General features: G+C 41.8%; 20 protein-coding genes. 7 read left to right on the forward strand and 13 right to left on the reverse strand.

Features of this window, described 5'->3' with window-relative positions:
• Positions 1 to 20: 20 nt before the first annotated feature.
• From BLP33_RS07370 to BLP33_RS07380, 3 genes are all read right to left on the reverse strand, one after another.
• Entirely contained in the window at positions 21 to 779 is a 759-nt protein-coding gene (locus BLP33_RS07370; protein ID WP_090526056.1) for a hypothetical protein, read from the reverse strand.
• Positions 780 to 888: 109 nt separating this feature from the next.
• Positions 889 to 2,139 carry a sensor histidine kinase gene (locus BLP33_RS07375; RefSeq protein ID WP_139159950.1) on the reverse strand — a complete coding sequence of 417 codons (1,251 nt, stop codon included), beginning with the start codon at positions 2,137 to 2,139 and terminating at the stop codon, positions 889 to 891.
• Positions 2,139 to 2,813 carry a response regulator transcription factor gene (locus BLP33_RS07380; RefSeq protein WP_090526058.1) on the reverse strand — a complete coding sequence of 225 codons (675 nt, stop codon included), beginning with the start codon at positions 2,811 to 2,813 and terminating at the stop codon, positions 2,139 to 2,141. Before BLP33_RS07380 ends, BLP33_RS07375 begins: the two co-directional genes overlap by 1 nt.
• Positions 2,814 to 2,954: 141 nt before the next feature.
• Between BLP33_RS07380 and BLP33_RS07385 the strand changes: the two genes are divergently transcribed.
• Positions 2,955 to 3,617 carry a cytochrome b/b6 domain-containing protein gene (locus BLP33_RS07385; protein ID WP_090526059.1) on the forward strand — a complete coding sequence of 221 codons (663 nt, stop codon included), beginning with the start codon at positions 2,955 to 2,957 and terminating at the stop codon, positions 3,615 to 3,617.
• A 3-nt stretch (positions 3,618 to 3,620) separates the two neighbouring features.
• On the opposite strand, the gene BLP33_RS07390 is transcribed toward BLP33_RS07385, so the two are convergent.
• The 6 genes from BLP33_RS07390 to BLP33_RS07415 are packed head-to-tail and all read right to left on the reverse strand — an operon-like array spanning position 3,621 to position 7,405.
• On the reverse strand, positions 3,621 to 4,310 hold the full coding sequence (locus BLP33_RS07390) for a VIT1/CCC1 transporter family protein (protein ID WP_090526060.1): 690 nt from the start codon (positions 4,308 to 4,310) through the stop codon (positions 3,621 to 3,623).
• Between the two features lie 6 nt (positions 4,311 to 4,316).
• Positions 4,317 to 5,540, reverse strand: coding sequence for a DUF3570 domain-containing protein (locus tag BLP33_RS07395; protein WP_090526061.1), 1,224 nt, complete (start codon positions 5,538 to 5,540; stop codon positions 4,317 to 4,319).
• A gap of 15 nt (positions 5,541 to 5,555) precedes the next feature.
• Positions 5,556 to 5,783, reverse strand: coding sequence for a DUF4266 domain-containing protein (locus BLP33_RS07400; protein WP_090526062.1), 228 nt, complete (start codon positions 5,781 to 5,783; stop codon positions 5,556 to 5,558).
• Between the two features lie 3 nt (positions 5,784 to 5,786).
• Positions 5,787 to 6,734 (reverse strand): FAD:protein FMN transferase, encoded by a 948-nt coding sequence (locus tag BLP33_RS07405; RefSeq protein ID WP_090526063.1) that lies wholly within the window; start codon positions 6,732 to 6,734, stop codon positions 5,787 to 5,789.
• Positions 6,731 to 7,159 carry a thioredoxin family protein gene (locus BLP33_RS07410; RefSeq protein ID WP_090526064.1) on the reverse strand — a complete coding sequence of 143 codons (429 nt, stop codon included), beginning with the start codon at positions 7,157 to 7,159 and terminating at the stop codon, positions 6,731 to 6,733. The genes BLP33_RS07405 and BLP33_RS07410 overlap by 4 nt, the downstream gene beginning before the upstream one ends.
• Positions 7,160 to 7,171: 12 nt before the next feature.
• Entirely contained in the window at positions 7,172 to 7,405 is a 234-nt protein-coding gene (locus BLP33_RS07415; RefSeq protein ID WP_090526065.1) for a QcrA and Rieske domain-containing protein, read from the reverse strand.
• Positions 7,406 to 7,739: 334 nt separating this feature from the next.
• On the opposite strand from BLP33_RS07415, the gene BLP33_RS07420 reads away from it, so the two are divergent.
• Together BLP33_RS07420 and BLP33_RS07425 are read left to right on the forward strand one after the other, a co-directional pair.
• Positions 7,740 to 8,777 carry a zinc-dependent alcohol dehydrogenase family protein gene (locus tag BLP33_RS07420; protein WP_090526066.1) on the forward strand — a complete coding sequence of 346 codons (1,038 nt, stop codon included), beginning with the start codon at positions 7,740 to 7,742 and terminating at the stop codon, positions 8,775 to 8,777.
• Positions 8,778 to 8,836: 59 nt separating this feature from the next.
• A complete protein-coding gene (locus tag BLP33_RS07425) occupies positions 8,837 to 9,679 on the forward strand; it encodes a universal stress protein (RefSeq protein WP_090526067.1) in 843 nt (280 codons plus the stop codon).
• 191 nt (positions 9,680 to 9,870) lie between these two features.
• On the opposite strand, the gene BLP33_RS07430 is transcribed toward BLP33_RS07425, so the two are convergent.
• Positions 9,871 to 10,941 carry an AI-2E family transporter gene (locus BLP33_RS07430; RefSeq protein ID WP_090526068.1) on the reverse strand — a complete coding sequence of 357 codons (1,071 nt, stop codon included), beginning with the start codon at positions 10,939 to 10,941 and terminating at the stop codon, positions 9,871 to 9,873.
• 234 nt (positions 10,942 to 11,175) lie between these two features.
• Positions 11,176 to 11,655 carry a DUF2231 domain-containing protein gene (locus BLP33_RS07435; protein WP_090526069.1) on the reverse strand — a complete coding sequence of 160 codons (480 nt, stop codon included), beginning with the start codon at positions 11,653 to 11,655 and terminating at the stop codon, positions 11,176 to 11,178.
• A gap of 126 nt (positions 11,656 to 11,781) precedes the next feature.
• Between BLP33_RS07435 and BLP33_RS07440 the strand changes: the two genes are divergently transcribed.
• The 4 genes from BLP33_RS07440 to BLP33_RS07455 all read left to right on the forward strand — a co-directional run bounded on the left by BLP33_RS07440 (position 11,782) and on the right by BLP33_RS07455 (position 17,389).
• The gene (locus tag BLP33_RS07440; protein WP_090526070.1) at positions 11,782 to 12,639 is read left to right on the forward strand and encodes a universal stress protein; all 858 of its coding nucleotides are present in this window, start codon (positions 11,782 to 11,784) and stop codon (positions 12,637 to 12,639) included.
• Positions 12,640 to 12,673: 34 nt separating this feature from the next.
• Positions 12,674 to 15,193: a cation-translocating P-type ATPase gene (locus BLP33_RS07445; RefSeq protein WP_090526071.1), complete on the forward strand. Its 2,520-nt coding sequence runs from the start codon at positions 12,674 to 12,676 to the stop codon at positions 15,191 to 15,193.
• Positions 15,194 to 15,505: 312 nt separating this feature from the next.
• Entirely contained in the window at positions 15,506 to 16,399 is an 894-nt protein-coding gene (locus BLP33_RS07450) for a MerR family transcriptional regulator (RefSeq protein WP_090526072.1), read from the forward strand.
• A 153-nt stretch (positions 16,400 to 16,552) separates the two neighbouring features.
• Complete coding sequence (locus BLP33_RS07455) at positions 16,553 to 17,389, forward strand: phytoene/squalene synthase family protein (RefSeq protein WP_090526073.1); 837 nt, start codon at positions 16,553 to 16,555, stop codon at positions 17,387 to 17,389.
• A gap of 10 nt (positions 17,390 to 17,399) precedes the next feature.
• Here the strand turns inward: BLP33_RS07455 and BLP33_RS07460 are convergent, their stop codons facing one another.
• Together BLP33_RS07460 and BLP33_RS07465 are read right to left on the reverse strand one after the other, a co-directional pair.
• Entirely contained in the window at positions 17,400 to 17,654 is a 255-nt protein-coding gene (locus BLP33_RS07460) for a hypothetical protein (protein ID WP_090526074.1), read from the reverse strand.
• The gene (locus tag BLP33_RS07465) at positions 17,644 to 18,159 is read right to left on the reverse strand and encodes a flavodoxin domain-containing protein (RefSeq protein WP_090526075.1); all 516 of its coding nucleotides are present in this window, start codon (positions 18,157 to 18,159) and stop codon (positions 17,644 to 17,646) included. The genes BLP33_RS07460 and BLP33_RS07465 overlap by 11 nt, the downstream gene beginning before the upstream one ends.
• Positions 18,160 to 18,377 lie beyond the last annotated feature (218 nt).

Consider the following 18,377-nt stretch of genomic DNA (forward strand, 5'->3'; position numbering starts at 1 on the left):
ATCAGAACATTTTAATAAACCTAAAATCTTCTGCCAATAATTATTTTAACAATGGCACGGTCCGAATTCGATGTAAATCCATAGCCAATTCCTCCGTTAAACTCCCATTTAGGGTCTACGTTGAGGTCCGTGGCTACAAACAACTGGTGATCTTGTTGTTTAATTGGGTCGTAGTGAAAAAATGGCCCGGTACTACCATAATATTCGAGGCCCAGGGCAACGGCTTTTGTTACATCGTAACTCCCTTTAACATTTGGTGAAAAGGTAAATCCACGGTTTTGATCGGGCCCCTTGAAACTCTTCTCGAGGGTAGGATTTAAGGATATATATAACTTGTTCCATTTTTTATCTACGATTGGCCTGATTTCCAGCGTGGAGGTATTTGCCGAGAACGCACTTTTCTGGAAGCCAAACTCTGTAGATATACTTACCCCCACGGGCCAGTTCCAGCTTGAAGGAGCGGCAACCCTGGGCCTGATGTGAGAGCCGACGTAAGCCGTCCGGCCCGCATCCCCAATAGAGTTAAAGATATAAAAACCTGTTTCAAACCAGGTTGTCCAACCATGAGTGATCTCTATCGTTTCATGTACAACATGGTTGGTAGGAAGTTCTCCGCTGGTTACAGTTTTACTGCCGTTTAATGTATAATTGCTATGCAATTCAAACATTGTTTTACCCTTTTCAACGGTTTCAGAACCGTAAACCTGAATCTCATAATTATCTTGCGCCTTAAGTTCCAGGGCGTAAAACACTAAGATCAATAAACATAAATATTTCATCAATAGTCGGTTTTAACTTGTATACAAATAGTATAGCGTTAAAACTATCGGGACAATCTGAAGTAAAATTGGAGTTAAAGCTTATGTATAAGAAACGTGACAAACGAAATTAAAAGGTTATGACAAACGTATGCTTTCCCGCGTCATATTGGTATTGGATGCCATACCCGTAGTGCTGGCAAATATTTTTAACCAGTGTTAATCCCAGTCCGGCACCTTGTGAATCTTTGCTTTTGTGAAAACGTTCAAAAATTTGTTGGCCGTTTAACGCGTTTGCAATACCGGTATTTTTTATCGAAAGTTGGTTTGGGTCAAGACCAATAAAAATTTCACCACCCGGCACATTATGGCGGATTGCATTACCAAACAAATTATTTAGTAAAATATCAATCAGGTATTTACTGGCCGATATCTGCTTCGGATGCAGCTTATACCGGATAGTAAGGTTCTTATTTTGCATAAGTTCCTGAAATTGGAGCACTTTCCTTTCAAGTATTACATCGAGTTCAATCGCCTCTTCTTCAACGATCAGCTTATTTTCCAGTTTAGCCAGCAGTAATAATGAGTGATTAAGTCGACTGGACTTGTTTACTGAGCTGTAAATATCTGCGATCTGCGCCAATTGCGCTGCAGTCAATGTTTCGTCCTGTATTAGTGTATCCAATTTGGTGGTTACAACAGCCAGGGGTGTCATCATTTCATGTGATGCATTCTCTGTAAATTGTTTCAGGCTAAGATAATCCTGAGTTACCCTCAAAGACATTTCCCGTATGGCTTCATTAAGTTCTGTAAACTCGTCCACCTTACTTGGCTTACCTGTAAATTGATCAACGTCGGCGATATTGAACTGTTTGATCTCTTTAAGGGTGAGCTGAAAAGGCTTCCAAAGGCCATTTAGCAGATATTTATTGGTTATAAAGAGTACCGTCAATAAACCGGCAAGTAATGCAAGTGTGATAGTAGAAATGAGTTCGATAAGGTTTTTTTGCCCAACCCTCGAAATAGTAATTGTAACCTTATAGTTGCTGTTCTTTAACTTTACGAGGTCTTCTACGGCTCTACCTGCTTCCCGTCGCTGCTCTGCCGGGTTTAAATAAATAGTGTCAAAAAAACGCTTCTGTAACAGTTGCCTGTAAGTTTTAACAAATACAGCGTGATCGCGGTCAAGGTCATATTGCTGCGGATTGCCATTGTTGCTCCTGATATACTCTTCAGCCTCTGTTAACTGTTGTTGAAGCGCCCGATCAAGTTGCTGTGTGCCAATGTAATTTATAGCGAAGTAGTAAATCACTGCTCCTATCACTAACACAGCCAGGGTAATATAAAAACTCGTCCTGGTATAATGCTCTGACAGCCTCATCAATCAGTGAATTTATAGCCGAGTCCGTATATAGATGTCAAATAATCTCTTCCTCCCGCATCCAGAATTTTCCGCCGGAGGTTTTTAATATGGGTATAAATGAAATCGAAAGTATCATACATGTCCATCTCGTCGCCCCAAAGGTGTTCTGCAATAGCATTTTTTGAAATTACTTTACCTTTATTGGCAATAAAGTACAGTAACATTTCATATTCTTTTCTGGTCAATATTATCGTATTTTTATTAACCTCGACAGTACGTCCCTGTATATCAATTGAAATTTCATTAAAAACCAGCTTGCTGCTGGTATTTAGCGCTTTCCTGCGATAAACAGCCATCAGCCTGGCTTTAAGCTCGGCCAAATGAAAAGGCTTGGTCAGGTAATCGTCTGCGCCTATGTTGAGCCCCTTCAATTTATCATCGAGCGAGTTGCGGGCAGAAATGATCAAAACAGCTTCGCTTTTTTGTTGTGTGCTTAAGTATTCAAGTACACCAAACCCTTCGCCATCGGGTAAGCCAATGTCAAGCAAAACACAGTCATAATCATAATCAGATAGTTTTTGCAGTGCGGGAGTCAATGCATTGCAACTTTCACAAATGTTACCATCTACATTCAAATAACTCGTGATGTTTTCGCGTAAACCTTGCTCGTCTTCTATTACCAGTATTTTCAAAGCTTTTTAATCAAATTTAAAAATTGAAACTGAAGAGAACCTGAAGTATTACCAACACTACAGACTTACTTCAAAATCATCAGGTAATTTACAAACATTTTAAATGAGGATACAAATAACCCGATTCTTGTTAAAACAACCATGGCAATAATCCAACCTGATCATCAGCCCCTCACCCGCCGGGTATACTCAGCTCCCTTGCGTTTTTGGCATTGGGCAAACACAATAGTTATGAGTGGTTCATTAATTACTGTTTTGATCAATTCTACTATTACCGACAGAAGAACTTTAACAAACATAATTAAAACGCAACTGAAAACCCAGGGCGCCACCATAACCGATGATCAATCGGGCTCAGTTGCTCATGCGCTGGGGGATAGTGTTTGGAGCATACATACCTGGTTTGGTTATGTATTAGCGGGGCTATTGCTGTTCAGGCTCATCCTTGAACTTTTTCAAGTAACCGATCAAAAATTCATCCGCCGGATAAAGGACCTCTATAGTCAGTTTCATTCCACAAGAAAAGAGCGTGAACTTGCCAAACATGAGCTCATTGTGAAAGCCGTTTATGCAGCATTCTATATCTTGCTTATTATAATGGCAGTAACGGGTTTATTCCTGGCATTTGAAAATCTGTTAGCGCCATTTAAGGCTATCAGGCATAGTGTTAAAGAAGTTCACGGCTTTTGTATGTACCTGATTATCGCGTTTATACTTGTTCATTTGACCGGCGTACTTTTGGCTGAGCGGAAAGATGACAAAGGCATTGTTTCAGACATGATAAACGGTGGTAATAATAACTAAATATCATTTTCCGGTAATCAGCTTTGCCATAATAAACGCGGCCCCCGCAGCAAGAGCTCCAATAATTACCACTTTTAACGCGCCGCTTAACGCAGGCTGACCGGTCATTTTGCTTTTGAAATAGCCAAAAATGAACAAGCAAATTATTGTTACCCCGCATGAGTAATAAAGTGCCTCTTGCGCCTCATGAATAATAATATAGGGTGAAAGCGGGATGATGCCACCTACGATATAGGAAATACCAATAGTGATAGCACTTTGGGTAGCGCGGTTTGCATTAGGTTCCTCCAGGCCCAGTTCATAACGCATCATAAATTCAACCCACTGCGTCTTGTCTTTTGCCAGCTCATCTGCTATCTCGTCCTGCAGATGATTTGAAAGTCCGAAATCTGCAAATACCTTCTTTACTTCTGCCTTCTCCTGTTCAGGCACACGCTCAACCTCATCATATTCCCGCTTCAACTCAGATTGATAATGGTCAACTTCCGTTCGACCGGCAAGATATCCGCCCAGCCCCATGGCAATAGATCCGGCTACTATTTCGGCGATACCCGCAGTAACCACCAGGGTCGACGAACTTACCGCCCCACTTAGCCCTGCTGCAAGCGCAAAAGGCACGGTTAAGCCATCAGACATACCGATAACGATATCCCTGATGGTTTCTGAACTTGTTACATGATGTTCACGATGCATATGACTTTATTTAAACTTCATTGCTAAAGTTACAATATTTGAATTTAAACCCGTCGAGCGCATGTAATGTCCCGCCCTGATCTCCAGCGAATTGAAATGCTGCCATCCAAATACACCGGTTGGCGGCGATAACCTGATGTTGGCACCAACAAAACTACTATGGAGTGTTGACAGGTCGTAATCGCTGGTATAATACACAGCGGTTGGGTCATGTTGCCCATAAGGTGCAAAGTACCTTGTACCCTGCTGATTATTATACCGGTAATAGGGACTTACCGATACAAAAGAGGTAAGCTTTATCGGTACCTCCAATTCGGCTGTGTGCGCCCGGATCCCCCAATTGTCCATGTAGTACCTGTAAAACGTTCTGATCACAAAATGATCATCCAGAAAATAATTGAACCTTACCGCAATTGGCAATTTATAACGGCTACCTGGCAGGTTTTCAACCCTTTCAGATCCATCGGTAAAATAATCACGTTGATATTTTGTTGCCAGTAACCCATGCTGATAGGACGGTTCGATAATGAACAAAGCCTGTAAACGGGTGGTAAGCACCTGCGAAATTGAAAACGAGGTACTAAATGAATTGCGGGGGCTATGGTCTACCTTACCCCGCCCGTCCCTCTCTGATCCTGACCCATATCCTGGTGGCCTTAATTCAACCGGCAATATAACCTTCCACGTATCAAGAAACACTTGTCCCTTAAAATCAAACTGCGTGTTTTTATCTTTTGATACCCTGGTCAGGTTGATACCCCCACCGAAAGACTGGTAATCAAACTCATGTGAATAAGACCCGGTTAAGCCAAACGCGTTTCCCGTTTTATCGTTGGATACTGTCCAATTTAGCGAGGGGTATACACGGGTGTCCTGCCTGGATGCGGAAGAAATACTATAAGGATCGATCTTATCTGAAGAAGCGGAAGTATAATGGTCAACACCTAATTCAAAAGTAAAAGTGTGTTTATTTCCTCCTATTCCATATTTGGATAATTGCAGATCGAAGGTATTAGCAAAATCTGTCAGTTTTTCTGTGCCGATACCACCTGTAACCGCCGAGTTGTTACCATCCTGGTGGTAATAGGCAGATATGATGTTAATTTCATCAATTTTAAGCTTACGTGCCTGGTAATTGCTGCTATCCTTAACGGGCAAGGCTTTAGTTTGCGCATGCGAGGCAACTATTCCTAAGTACAAAGCGGCAACGCATAAATATATTTTCCTCATTTTCCGGCCGCCGTTTTAATTACATCCGCAGCCACCGCCGCTCTTTCCGCCATTTGCTCCTGAACCACCTTCACGGTACAATTGGAAACTTTGCTCAAACTTTTGCGATTTACGGGCTGATAGCTCCATCTCCGCATCATTAAGGCGATTTTTCTGATATGCTTTTACCGACATGCAAGATGTAAGGCCAAGCGCCGGTAAGCTACTTACCAGCATTAATTTAATCAGGGGTATTTTTTTCATGTACTAATTTTTAATATTAATATTACTGGAGGTATAAAGGCGGTTATTGTCGTCGATGATCACACAGGCAAGTTGCTGCAGCTGGTTTACCAGGTCCAACCCCACGCTGATCCCCATTACTGTTACGGGTGTGGCCATAGCGTCGGCAAGCTCCGCGCTCGGACAAATAATGCTTACGCTTTTAATTCCGCTTACCGGCAAACCCGTTTTAGGATCGATGGTATGGGAATATTTTTTACCATTTATCACGGCGTACTTTTCATAGTTACCGGATGTGGCAATAGCCATATCGCTTATATTGAGCGTTGAAAACGGCGTCATCTGCTTATTCGGATCTGCTATTGCTATAGTCCATGGCTTACCATTAGGTTGTGTTCCCCAGGTAATCAGGTCGCCGGCTGCATTTACTATCCCGCTGTTTACTCCATTTTGCTGTAAAATGGCTTTCGCCCGATCAGCTGCATACCCCTTCCCAATTCCTCCAAAACCTATACGCATACCTTTTTCTTTGAGCATCACAGTCATGTGATCAGAATCCATGATCACATTTTTATAATTGATCAGTCGTACAGCATTTCGCGCGGTTTCGGCATTAGGCAAACTTTTCATATTTACATCAAAATTCCACAGGCTTTTATCAATTGATCCGTAAGTAATATCAAATGCTCCCTGCGTAAGCTCGGATATTCTTAGCGAACGCTGAATAAGTTGAAAAACCTCATGATCTATTTTTACCGGCTTTATTCCGGCAGCGGCATTGATCTGGTTGGTTTGGCTATCGTCACTGAACGTAGTTAGTAATTTTTCTATGCGGCTTATCTCCGCTACAGCCAAATCAATACACTTTGCGGCCCATTGCCCATCATTACCTACAACGCTTATCTCAAAACGGTTACCCATCAGTTTCAGCACACGTTGATGTACGGTTGCCCCGCTGTCAATGGCTGTCATTGGACAAACGCTTTGATCTGGTCAATAAACTGTTCAGCGGATTCATTTGGATAACCGTCCCACTCTTTTAATACCTTACCATGTTCGTCAACAAGCAGCGTAAATGGGAACTTACCGTCAGGATTGTATTTATCTGCAAGCGCTTCATTTAACTGTACCTGCTCTTTGCTGAGTTGATTTTTCTTTTGGCGGGGAAAATCAGCCCTTACCAAAACAAGTTTATCTGCAGCGAAATCATTAAATTTTTCGGATTCCAAAATCTCTTTCCGCAGCCGGATGCAAGGGCCGCACCAATCAGAGCCGGAAAAATTTATTACTATGAGCTTATGCGACGTTGCCGCTTCCGTCTGCGCTTTCTTAAAATCACCAAGCCATGTAACCGGCTTGCCTGTAAACAACAATAATGAGATGATCAGTAATTTCATTTTATCAACGGGTTAAGAGAATATCCGCAACGAGGTGCCGGTTAAAGTTGTTTGATATACGGTAAGGTTGCGGTTTGCAGGCGAATTTTTAACAACTCCGGCTTCTGAGAAAGCGGAACCATGATTATTGCAAAAAAACTGCCGTTCGCTGCTCTGATAAATAAGAGGATAGCTTTCATGGGTGCAGGATTGCTGAACAGCAATATAGCTACCGGTTGCAATTGATAGAAATTCTTTTCTGTCCATAAATTTAAGATCGGGGTATATCAATAAATCTCAACCAACTTAAACAAGCCTCCTGAAGGTAAATCTCTGCGTAAAGCAATTCAGCTTCAGGTGCGTTTATGTAATTATTGCAATAGTATCTTTACATTCTGTAGTTTACATGAAATCACGGGTATTTAACAGATTTTAACAGATCGCGAATTTTAAAACAAACCTCCCACATATCAGGACCTCCTTAAATATCCGCCATTTTCAAATAGTGATATATATCATTTATTTACCTGACGACCAGCATCATAAAAAAATAAAACAACAGCAATTTTGTGCTTAACATAAGTAGGTTAAAGCAGAAAATATGAGAGCATTAGTTTATCACGGCCCAGGTCAGAAAGCCTGGGAAGAAAAGCCCAAACCGGTACTGCTGTCAACAAGCGATGCCATTGTAAAAATCCTGAAAACAACGATTTGCGGTACAGATCTGCACATTATGAAAGGAGATGTTCCTGAAGTTGCCGATGGCAGGATCATCGGGCACGAAGGCGTGGGCGTGATCGAAGAAGTGGGGACCACTGTCAGTAATTTTAAGCCGGGTGACCACGTGATTATATCCTGTATCACATCTTGCGGTAAATGTACCTACTGTAAAAAGGGTATGTATTCTCACTGTACAGATGGCGGTTGGTTATTAGGACACCTGATTGATGGCACGCAGGCAGAATATGTTCGTATCCCCCATGCAGACAACAGCCTTTTTCTGGTACCCAGCGGTTCTGACGAAGAAGCATTGGTGATGTTAAGCGATATACTGCCTACGGGCTTTGAATGCGGCGTATTAAACGGCAAAGTACAACCTGGAGATACTATAGCCATAATAGGTGCCGGCCCGATCGGGATTGCCACTTTACTTACCGCACAATTTTATACACCTGCGGAAATTATCATGATCGATCAGGATGATAACCGGCTCAATGTGGCCAGGAAATTCGGTGCAACACAGATTATTAATAGCCGCAATGAAAATACAATTGAAGCGGTAATGAAACTCACCAACCAAACCGGCGTTGATGTGGCGATAGAAGCTGTCGGCATTCCCGAGACATTCGAGCTGTGTGAGGCGATTATCGCCCCCGGCGGCCGTATCGCCAACATTGGCGTTCATGGAAAAAGTGTCCGTTTACACCTGGAAGACCTGTGGTCGAAAAACATTACTATCACGACCAGGCTCGTAGACACAGTGACTTCACCAATGTTGTTAAAAACAATACAATCAAAGAAAATAGCGCCCGCCAAACTAATCACACATCGTTTCAGATTAGATCAGGTGGCAGAAGCATACGATACATTTGGCAATGCAGCCGAAGCGAAAGCGCTGAAAGTTATTTTAAGCTCTTAAACAACATGCATATACGTGCCGAATAAAACAACATCACAACCGTTAAACCTCGAATAATTATGGAAAAGATATTAGTTACAACAGATCAATCCGTTAATTCCAAAGCGGCCATCCGTTTTGCGATTAAACTGGCCAGCCAGCGTAAGGCCGAATTAACCATCCTTCATGTATACCATCTTTTAAAACCCTTCAAATGGACAGACCACGCTTTTGCGGCGTATACCAATGAATTCAGAAAAAAAACGACAGAAGAATTGTCATCATTTATTGCAGGCATTTATCGTGATATCGATGAACGCGAAATTAACTACGAATTAGTTTTAGTATCCAATATCGATGTAGTTGCTGGCATCACGGATTATGCCAGCAGGAACAGTTGTTCTTATATCTGCATCAGTACCCGTGGAGCGGGCACTATCGCAAAAATATTCGGCACGCATACCGCAAAATTGATCAGCTGTTCGACTGTGCCTGTTATATGCATACCAAGCGCATACCATTTAAAAGAATTGAAACACATCCTGTATGCTTCGGATATGACCGACTATGAAAACGAATTAAAAGAAGTTGTCGATTTTGCCAGGCCAATTGGTGCCAGTGTCGAGATGGTACATATCGCCTATCCTAATGAATTTGCTTTTGACAAAGAGTTGGCTGAAGCCACTTTACAGAAAAAAAATAGTTATAAAATTAGCCTTTTAAACCTGCAAAGAGATGTCAACAATAATTTACTGGAAGATATAGATCACGCTGTTAAGATCAGCAAACCGTCCCTTTTGGTCTTATTCACTCATCAGTCCAGATCTATGCTCGAAAAACTATTTTTCCCTTCTAATGCCACAGAATATTCCTTTTATGGAAAGGTTCCTTTACTCACCTTTAAAAAAAAGGAGGGCAAATAATTTTGCTAAGGTCCGCTCCTTGATATATGGATTGTCATTTCTGTAGTGGACCACCGTTAATTGTCTTTGTTATACCCCGCCTGCGTTTAGTATTATTATAAGTTGTGGCTGACCGCTACAACAGCCAGCCTGTTGCCATTAGTTGTTTTTCAGGGCTGCAAAGCTTTCCAGAAAATACACAACCGGAAGAGTTAAACCTGCATCTGGCTCTTTACAGGCCGCTCATCGCCCAGTAACACACCCCATTGCTTATAATTTTCGCTACGATCAAACACTATTTTTAAAATAGATAGCACCGGCATCGCCAGGAACATGCCCGAAAGCCCCGCCATGCTTCCGCCAACGATAATACCAACAATGGAAACAAGCGGATTAATTTTCACCTGCGACCCTACGATACGCGGCATTAAAATATTGTTATCCAGAAATTGTACTACTGTAATAGCTCCCAATACAATCAGCACATCTGCAATACTATCTGACGAAGCGAGCGTTAACAGCACACCCAGAATATTGCCGATCAGGGCGCCCAGGTACGGGATCAGGTTCAGAAAAGCGAAGATAATACCAATGAGCAGTGCATTTTGAATATCGAAAAACCATAATAGGCCACCTAAAAGAACAATGATATAGGTAATCTGTATCAGCAGCCCCACAAGATAACTTTTAACCATTTTTTCAGTTTGCCTTACAGCTTCCTCCACATTCAGATACTCCTCTTTTTTAAACCACATCAGCAGAAATTTCAAAAAAAGGTTCCTGTATAGAATGATCAGGTAGATATAGATCGGCAATAATCCAATAAATATAACCATGCCAGACAAAGATCCAGCCGCGCCGCTTAAAACTCCGCCTAAAGAACTGAATAACTTTTTGCTTTGCACATTAATGAATTTCACTTGCTCTGCCGGGGAATATCCAAATGACTTGCTGATCCAGATACTTAGGTCATCCAGGTGTTTGGCCACGGTACGTTGAATCTGCGGAAAATCATCTACCAAAGCACCTATCTGACTGGAGAACAGCCAGATGATCAGCGCCACGATGACCGTTAATAACAATATTGGCAAAAAAACCGCAATAACCTCCGGCACTTTGAGCTTCCTGAAAAAACGAAAGACGGGTAAAAGCACCAGGCTGAAGAAGAACGCCATCAACAAAGGCATAATGATCGTATTTCCAGCTATGATGATGGTTCCTAAAACAAACAGGCCAATTAGTTCTATGGCCCGTTTCACGGTTACCGGCATTTCTTTTACCATGGGAGCAGTTTTACACTTTTAGGGGCGCGCTTTTTTTATTACCCAATATAAGCCTTTTATATCGGTTTCCCATTTCGGAATAATAAGTACGTGCGATTCCTCTAACAAATCAAGGATGGTTAAGCTGACAATAATAATGTCAAAAGTAAGGGAGCCGCCGATAACCTATAAAAGGTAATGGCATTTACTATATAATAACTCCGTTATGCGTGAGGTTAACAAGTATAATGCTATTCAATCATTATCATTTCTCTGTTTTAATGGAGATATCGTATCAGTTCTGATTTCCGAATGCCTGATTTGTCCGCCTAAATAGCCAGTCCTTGCAATCAGTCCAAAGCTTATCAAGGATACGGCGAGCACTATTAACGCCATACGTCTAACCTGTGATGTATTTTTTAATGTTGCAAAAAGCCCGATCAGCGAAACCCCACCTGTAAGTATTAAAGCGATCAAAGATACCAGGGCGGACTCCTCATGATCTTCAATGAGATGTTTTGATATTCCTTTTAAATGTTCAATGGTTTCTTCGGCACCCTCGCCGGTCGCATAAGCAATACCGGCACCAATTGCTGAAACGATCAAAACATTATAAGCAGCGATTAGTGTACCTTTGTTCCTTTTCCATATCCCATGGATCAGGACAAATGCCCCCAAAGCCGTACCAACGATAGGCAGGTGGGTGATCAGCAGGTGGATGTGTGTTTGGTTCATGACTTTTTTATCAAAGGTGATCAACTAATAGCACTGTTTAAATAGCAGTAATCAAGCTAATAAATGATCTTAATCATTTATTGTCGGGTAATGAACGGATAGCTTTACAATCTAAAGAATTACGCCATGAAGATGATTCTAATGCTCACTGACTTTTCGATAAATGCAAACCACGCCGCAAAAACCGCCGCAAAAGCGCTGAGGAATTTAAATGCAGATATACTGCTTTACAATACTTATTATGACCACCCTATACTTCCTACATATGCCGGTGGCCCCTGGGTGGTAGAAGAATTCGTTTTTCGTAAAGATGAAAGCGCGGCACGACTGGGCCAATTGGCTATTCAACTAAGGCATATTATTTCAGATCTAACTACAGACGGCGTTGAACCTAAAATTGATTATCAATTTGGTGAAGGTTCACTTGGCAGAAATACAGCGGCGGTTATTCAGGAGAACAATGTTGACCTTGTTGTAATCGGCAGTAGTACAGACAGCTCTTTAGACCACTTGATCTTCGGCAGAGATACGATGCAGGTGATAGATCATTCGTCATGCCCCGTATTGATCATCCCGCCAACAGCAGATTTAGCCCGGCTAAAAAAAGTAACGTTAGCCACGGCTTTCGAACTGGCCGATATCAATGCAATCAATTACTTAACCGGCTTACAAAAACAGTTACACTTTCAACTGGAAATTGTCCATGTATCCGCCATAGAAGAGGAAGACGATCCTGTAAAAGAAAAGGCTTTACTTAACCATATTGATGCAATCAAACAGGATAATACAACCTTTCAGGAAATAAGGGGAAAAGACGTGATTAAACGATTAAATAGGTTATGCAAAGATAACGGATCGGATATACTGGCACTTGTTCATCATCAAAACTCTTTTTTGTCGGGGCTGTTTGACAAGTCTACAACGGTGGCCGCTTTAGACAACCAGCATTTACCTCTGATGGTCATTCCGGCTGAAATGGTCTGATCGACTCGTGACTAATTATTAGCTGATCAAATAAATGGCAATAAATAATTTCGATATACAGGGCCTGAGCGAACAGGAAGTACTTGCGGCGAGATCTAAATACGGAGCGAACAGCCTTTCGTTTAAGAAAGAAAACGGATTTGTTAATGCGTTGATAGGATTGACAAAAGAACCGATGGTAATCTTATTGTTGGTTACCTCATGTATTTATTTTATTAGCGGAAAGGCCGGAGACGGTATTTTTTTAGCTTCAGCAATTGTACTCGTGGCGGGCATATCTTTATATCAGGACTCCAGAAGCCGGAACGCGCTCGAAAAATTGAAGGATTTTTCGCAACCTAAATGCAAAGTGATCAGGCACGGAGAAGTTTTAGAGGTAAAAAAAGAAGAACTTGTTATTGGCGACAGCCTGATGGTAGAGGAAGGCACTTTTATTACTGCTGATGGTGTTATTGAACATTCCAATGATTTCTCAATCAACGAAAGCATTCTCACAGGCGAATCCCTGACTGTTTTTAAAGACAAATCCTCTGCAGACAATCTGATTTTCAGTGGCACAACAGTAGCAAGCGGACTGGCCATTGCAACCGTAACGGCAATAGGTAATCAAACACGATTAGGTAAAATTGGCGGGAGCCTGGAATCTATAGCGGAAGAAAAAACACCCCTGGAAATACAGATCAGCAATTTTGTAAAGAAAATGGTGATCGTGGGGGTTATTGTGTTTCTGACGGTGTGGGGAATAAACTATTTTCATTCGGCAAATATCTTAGACAGTCTCCTTAAGGCGCTTACACTGGCTATGAGTATCCTGCCCGAAGAAATTCCCGTTGCGTTTACCACCTTTATGGCGCTTGGGGCCTGGCGGCTTATGAAAATTGGCGTCGTTGTTAAGCAAATGAAAACGGTGGAGACTTTGGGCAGCGCATCGGTTATATGCACTGATAAAACCGGCACACTAACCGAGAATAAGATGAGCCTGGCGAAAGCGTATGTCCTGAAGGAAGATTGCATTTATAATCTTAATGAAAAGCTATCTACCGGCGCAGTAACAGAGCTAATCGCGCTTGCCATGTGGGCCAGCGAACCGATCCCTTTTGATCCTATGGAAGTTGCCCTGCACAATGCTTACACTCAGACGGATCTGGCAGATGAGCGTCCGGATTATAAAATGGTCCACGAATATCCGCTGGGCGGCAAGCCGCCTATGATGACCCACCTTTTTGAAAATGGAAAAGGGAATCGCATTATCGCAGCCAAAGGTGCACCTGAAGCATTGATCGGCGTCAGCAACTTAAATCAAACCCAGAAAGAACATGTGACTGCTGCAATAGCTGCTTTGGCTATCGAAGGTTACCGGGTATTGGCCGTAGGAGAAGCAAATTTTGTGGGAAGTGATTTCCCTGCTACACAGCAGGAGTTTCATTTTGTATTCAAAGGGCTGGTTGCGTTTTATGATCCGCCAAAGAAAAACATCACTACTGTACTACAGGGCTTTTACAAAGCTGGTATCAAGGTTAAAATCATCACAGGCGATAATGCAGAAACTACCGGTGCTATCGCGAAGCAAATTGACTTCCGTGGAGCAGACCAATGTATCAGCGGAGACATGCTGATGCAACTGTCAGAACAGGAACTTAGGGAGAATGTGAAGAAAGCCAACATTTTTACCCGTATGTTCCCGGATGCCAAGCTAAAGATCATCAATGCTTTAAAAGCCCAAAATGAGATAGTAGCTATGACCGGAGACGGAGTTAACGACGGCCCCGCGCTGAAAGCGGCGCATATAGGCATTGCTATGGGAAAAAAGGGCACAGAGATAGCGAAGCAGGCTGCCTCATTAATTTTATTGGAGGATGACCTTTCAAAAATGGTTGATGCTGTAGCCATGGGCCGGCGTATCTACACCAACCTAAAAAAAGCCATACAGTATATTATCTCCATTCACATCCCTATCGTATTAACGGTATTTATACCACTGGCCTTAGGTTGGATTTATCCGAATATTTTTTCACCGGTGCATATTATTTTCCTGGAACTGATTATGGGGCCGACTTGTTCGATCATTTATGAAAACGAGCCCATAGAAAAGAATGCCATGTTGCAAAAGCCACGTCCGTTCAGTACTACTTTCTTTAATTGGAAAGAGTTGGCGACCAGCATAGTACAGGGGGCAGCCATCACAATCGGAACACTCGCGGTCTACCAATATGCCGTAAGCAAAGCAGCAGATGAACAACTGACCCGTACCATGGTATTTACCAGCCTGATATCGGCTAATGTTTTGCTCACCTTAGTCAATCGTTCGTTTTACTACTCGCTGCTTACCACAATCAAATATAAAAATAACCTTGTACTGCTGGTTATCGGGCTTACAATCTTTATATCATCTTCACTGATATACATCCGCCCTTTGGCAGTTTTCTTCGGTTTCAACTCGCTAAAAATGAGTGACCTGTTGATCAGTGTAATTATAGGATTTACCTCCGTCATTTGGTTCGAGCTTTATAAAGGATGGTTACGTAAGGACTCAAATGTAAAAACCTCGTCATAGAAAATACGTTGATCGTACATTAAGATTTTGAAACAGGCACTTTAGATGGAGAATTAATCCTGATGCCCCCTTATCAATTGATTAAGATATGATCTTCTTTTTCATCTTACCTGTTATAGTGGCATCGGGTTAAATATTTCTCAGAGAATTTACAGTTTCATTGTGCCGCTTGCCACCCCCTCCGTTTTTTTCGTACTTAATAACTGTCTATTTCCTACAATACTCGCGCTTAAGAAATTTGGCATACCTCAGAAACAAACATTTGGAAATTCATTTTTTTGTCTAAATTTGAAATAGAAAAATTTAGACAAAATGAGTTATTCCATTTCTGATCTTGAGCAATTGTCAGGTGTTTCCGCCCATAATATCCGTATTTGGGAAAGGAGGTACCAAGCATTTACGCCTTCAAGGACAGCCGGAAATACGCGCTTTTATAATGATGACCAGCTAAAGAAATTATTGAACATAGCCGGACTTTACCACGCGGGCTACAAAATTTCTAAAGCCTGCGCGTTAAGCCGGGAGGAAATGAACGAACTACTCCAGACTGAAATAGATAAAACCCGGCCCGCGCGGCATAAGCATGAGTATTTCATTTCTCAGATCATCAGCAATGCATTAATTTTTCATGAGTATGCAGTAAACGAGCTTATAACCAAATCGTTCGAGCAGAATGGAGTTTTAGGGACATATAAATTCGTGATATACCCCATGTTAGTACGTGCTGGTTTAATGTGGCTAAACAATTCGCTTTGCCCATCACAGGAGCATTTTCTTTCGTCCATTATCAGGCAAAAGCTATTTTCTGCAATCAATGATTGTATGGAGCAACAGCAAAATAGCAAACCGTTATGGCTGCTATTTTTACCGGAAGACGAAGATCATGATATTGGCCTCCTCCTTGCAAGCTATATGTTGCGGACTGCCGGCCATCGGGTGATTTATTTAGGTCCGCAGGTGCCCATGTCGGCTTTAAACCATGCGCTTGAAAGTACGCAACCTCACAACCTTCTTTTTTTTATGACGCGTGTAAGGCCAATTGCTAATGCACAGGCATATATTGACCAGCTCGCGTCTACTTTCAAATCTGTTAAAATATACTTATCTGGCAACAAGCAAGTCATAAATAGCGTTCACTTCCCGAAAAATGTGTATTGGTTGGAAACGCTTCCGGATTTTGAACAAATAATAGCGCCGGTTATATGAGCAAAAAGGAAAGAAAAGGGTACGCGATACCAGGCACTGACATTGCGGGATTAAGCGCCGCGGCGTACCTCTTTTTTGCGGGTGTTCCGCCAGCCAGCGTTTCCGATAATGTTTCAATACATCAATTATTAAACTCTCTGAAAAACCTAATCGATGAAAGAAAAATTTGACCGCCTTTCTGCGGAATGCAGTAAACTGGCAACGCGCAGGTACAGTACCAGCTTTTTTCTGGGCATCAATTTTCTTGATAAAGAATTGCATCAGCCAATTTATGCTATCTATGGCTTTGTCAGGCTTACTGACGAAATCGTAGACAGCTTTCATAATTATGACAAGCGTGAATTACTAAATAAATTTAGAAAGGATTGCTTTGAAGCGATAGAACTGGGTATCAGCCTGAATCCCATCCTTAACGCTTTCCAGGAAACAGTCAATAAATACCATATAGATCACCAATTGATTAACCAATTTCTGCATAGTATGGAAATGGACCTGGACGATCAGCATTATGACCAACAAAAATTTGAAGAATATATCCTTGGATCTGCAGAAGTGGTTGGCCTGATGTGCTTGTATGTGTTCACAAACGGCAATAAGGAACGTTACGAAGCTCTTAAGCCGGGAGCCATGCGCTTAGGTGCGGCCTTTCAAAAGGTTAATTTTCTGAGAGATATCGGTGCGGACTACCTTCAGCTCAACAGAAGCTACTTTCCGGGGATTGACCTTAAGCATTTTTCCGAAACAGATAAAAAAAAGATAGAACAAGAAATTGAAAAAGACTTCAATGAAGCGTTGAAAGACATCCGAAGACTGCCAAAATCTTCCCGCCGGGGCGTCTATCTGGCTTATCAATATTATCGCGAGTTGTTTAAAAAAATTAAGCTTGCGAGCGCCTGCGTGGTTTTTTCGAAAAGATTCAGAATTTCTAATGGCAGCAAGCTTATATTGATATTCGATACTTTGCTTAAACACCAACTCAATTACCTTTAAAAACCGTTTTTCAGATATCCAATTTTTCAGAAATGTGTACTATAGCGTTATTAAGATTGTCTGCGGAAGCAATCAAATAGCTCACCGAACTCTCAAATTCCGTTTGACGGTCATCAGCGTCCTTTATTAGTCCAATAATGCCCATGATATTGGAAAGATGACGGCGAACTTCATGCGAATGAATGAACGCGAGTTCTTCGCTTCTTGCTTTAAACACCAGTTGATCATAATAACGCTTCTTTCTTATCGCGCCATCAATAGTCATCAGCCATACGGTGAATATTTTCGATGAGAGGTTTGAGGTTGCTCCGCTCAAGATGATCAAACCCATTACGCATCACCGATTTCTTTTCAGGATCTTTTTCAATCCAGGCGCCCAATTTCAGCATAAGCCTGTCTTTCCACGACAGTCCGGAAACGACACACCTGCCGGGCAGGAAAAATATTTCGGCAACATCTTTGATCTTAGTACCAAGATTATTTTTTATTATCTCCGGCTGTTGCGTCATGTCATTAACTGCGAAGCTGCAAACAATAAAAATGAAAAGCTTTTTGTCTTTTAGCCTGATATCATTTTCCTTTAACCAATCGCGTAGTACAAGCCGGCCGATATAAACTGAGCTGCCTATAATAATGGTATCATAAAGGGCTAAAACTGCAGGTGTTACATTCTCTACTTTTGATACCGGCATCTGCAATGTTTCTCCAAGCCAATGCGCATACTGCCTGGTTGCACCATATTTGCCCTGATAAATAATAATTCCGTTCATAGCGGTAATTTGATTTGGTTATACAAGTTACCGAACCGGAGCTAATGCAAAAATGACAATGGTCATCTCTGAACCGTCAATTATATCAAAGCCGACAATAGCGTCAGTCGATTCTTAACCCGAAACGAGATACATAAAGCTTTTATGAGTACCACTCCCCTGTTATTCATGACGAGAATCAATGATCTTGCTGACAGAAATCACAGCACAGTATATTG

Source organism: Mucilaginibacter sp. NFR10, assembly GCF_900100445.1.
Taxonomy (GTDB): domain Bacteria; phylum Bacteroidota; class Bacteroidia; order Sphingobacteriales; family Sphingobacteriaceae; genus Mucilaginibacter; species Mucilaginibacter rubeus.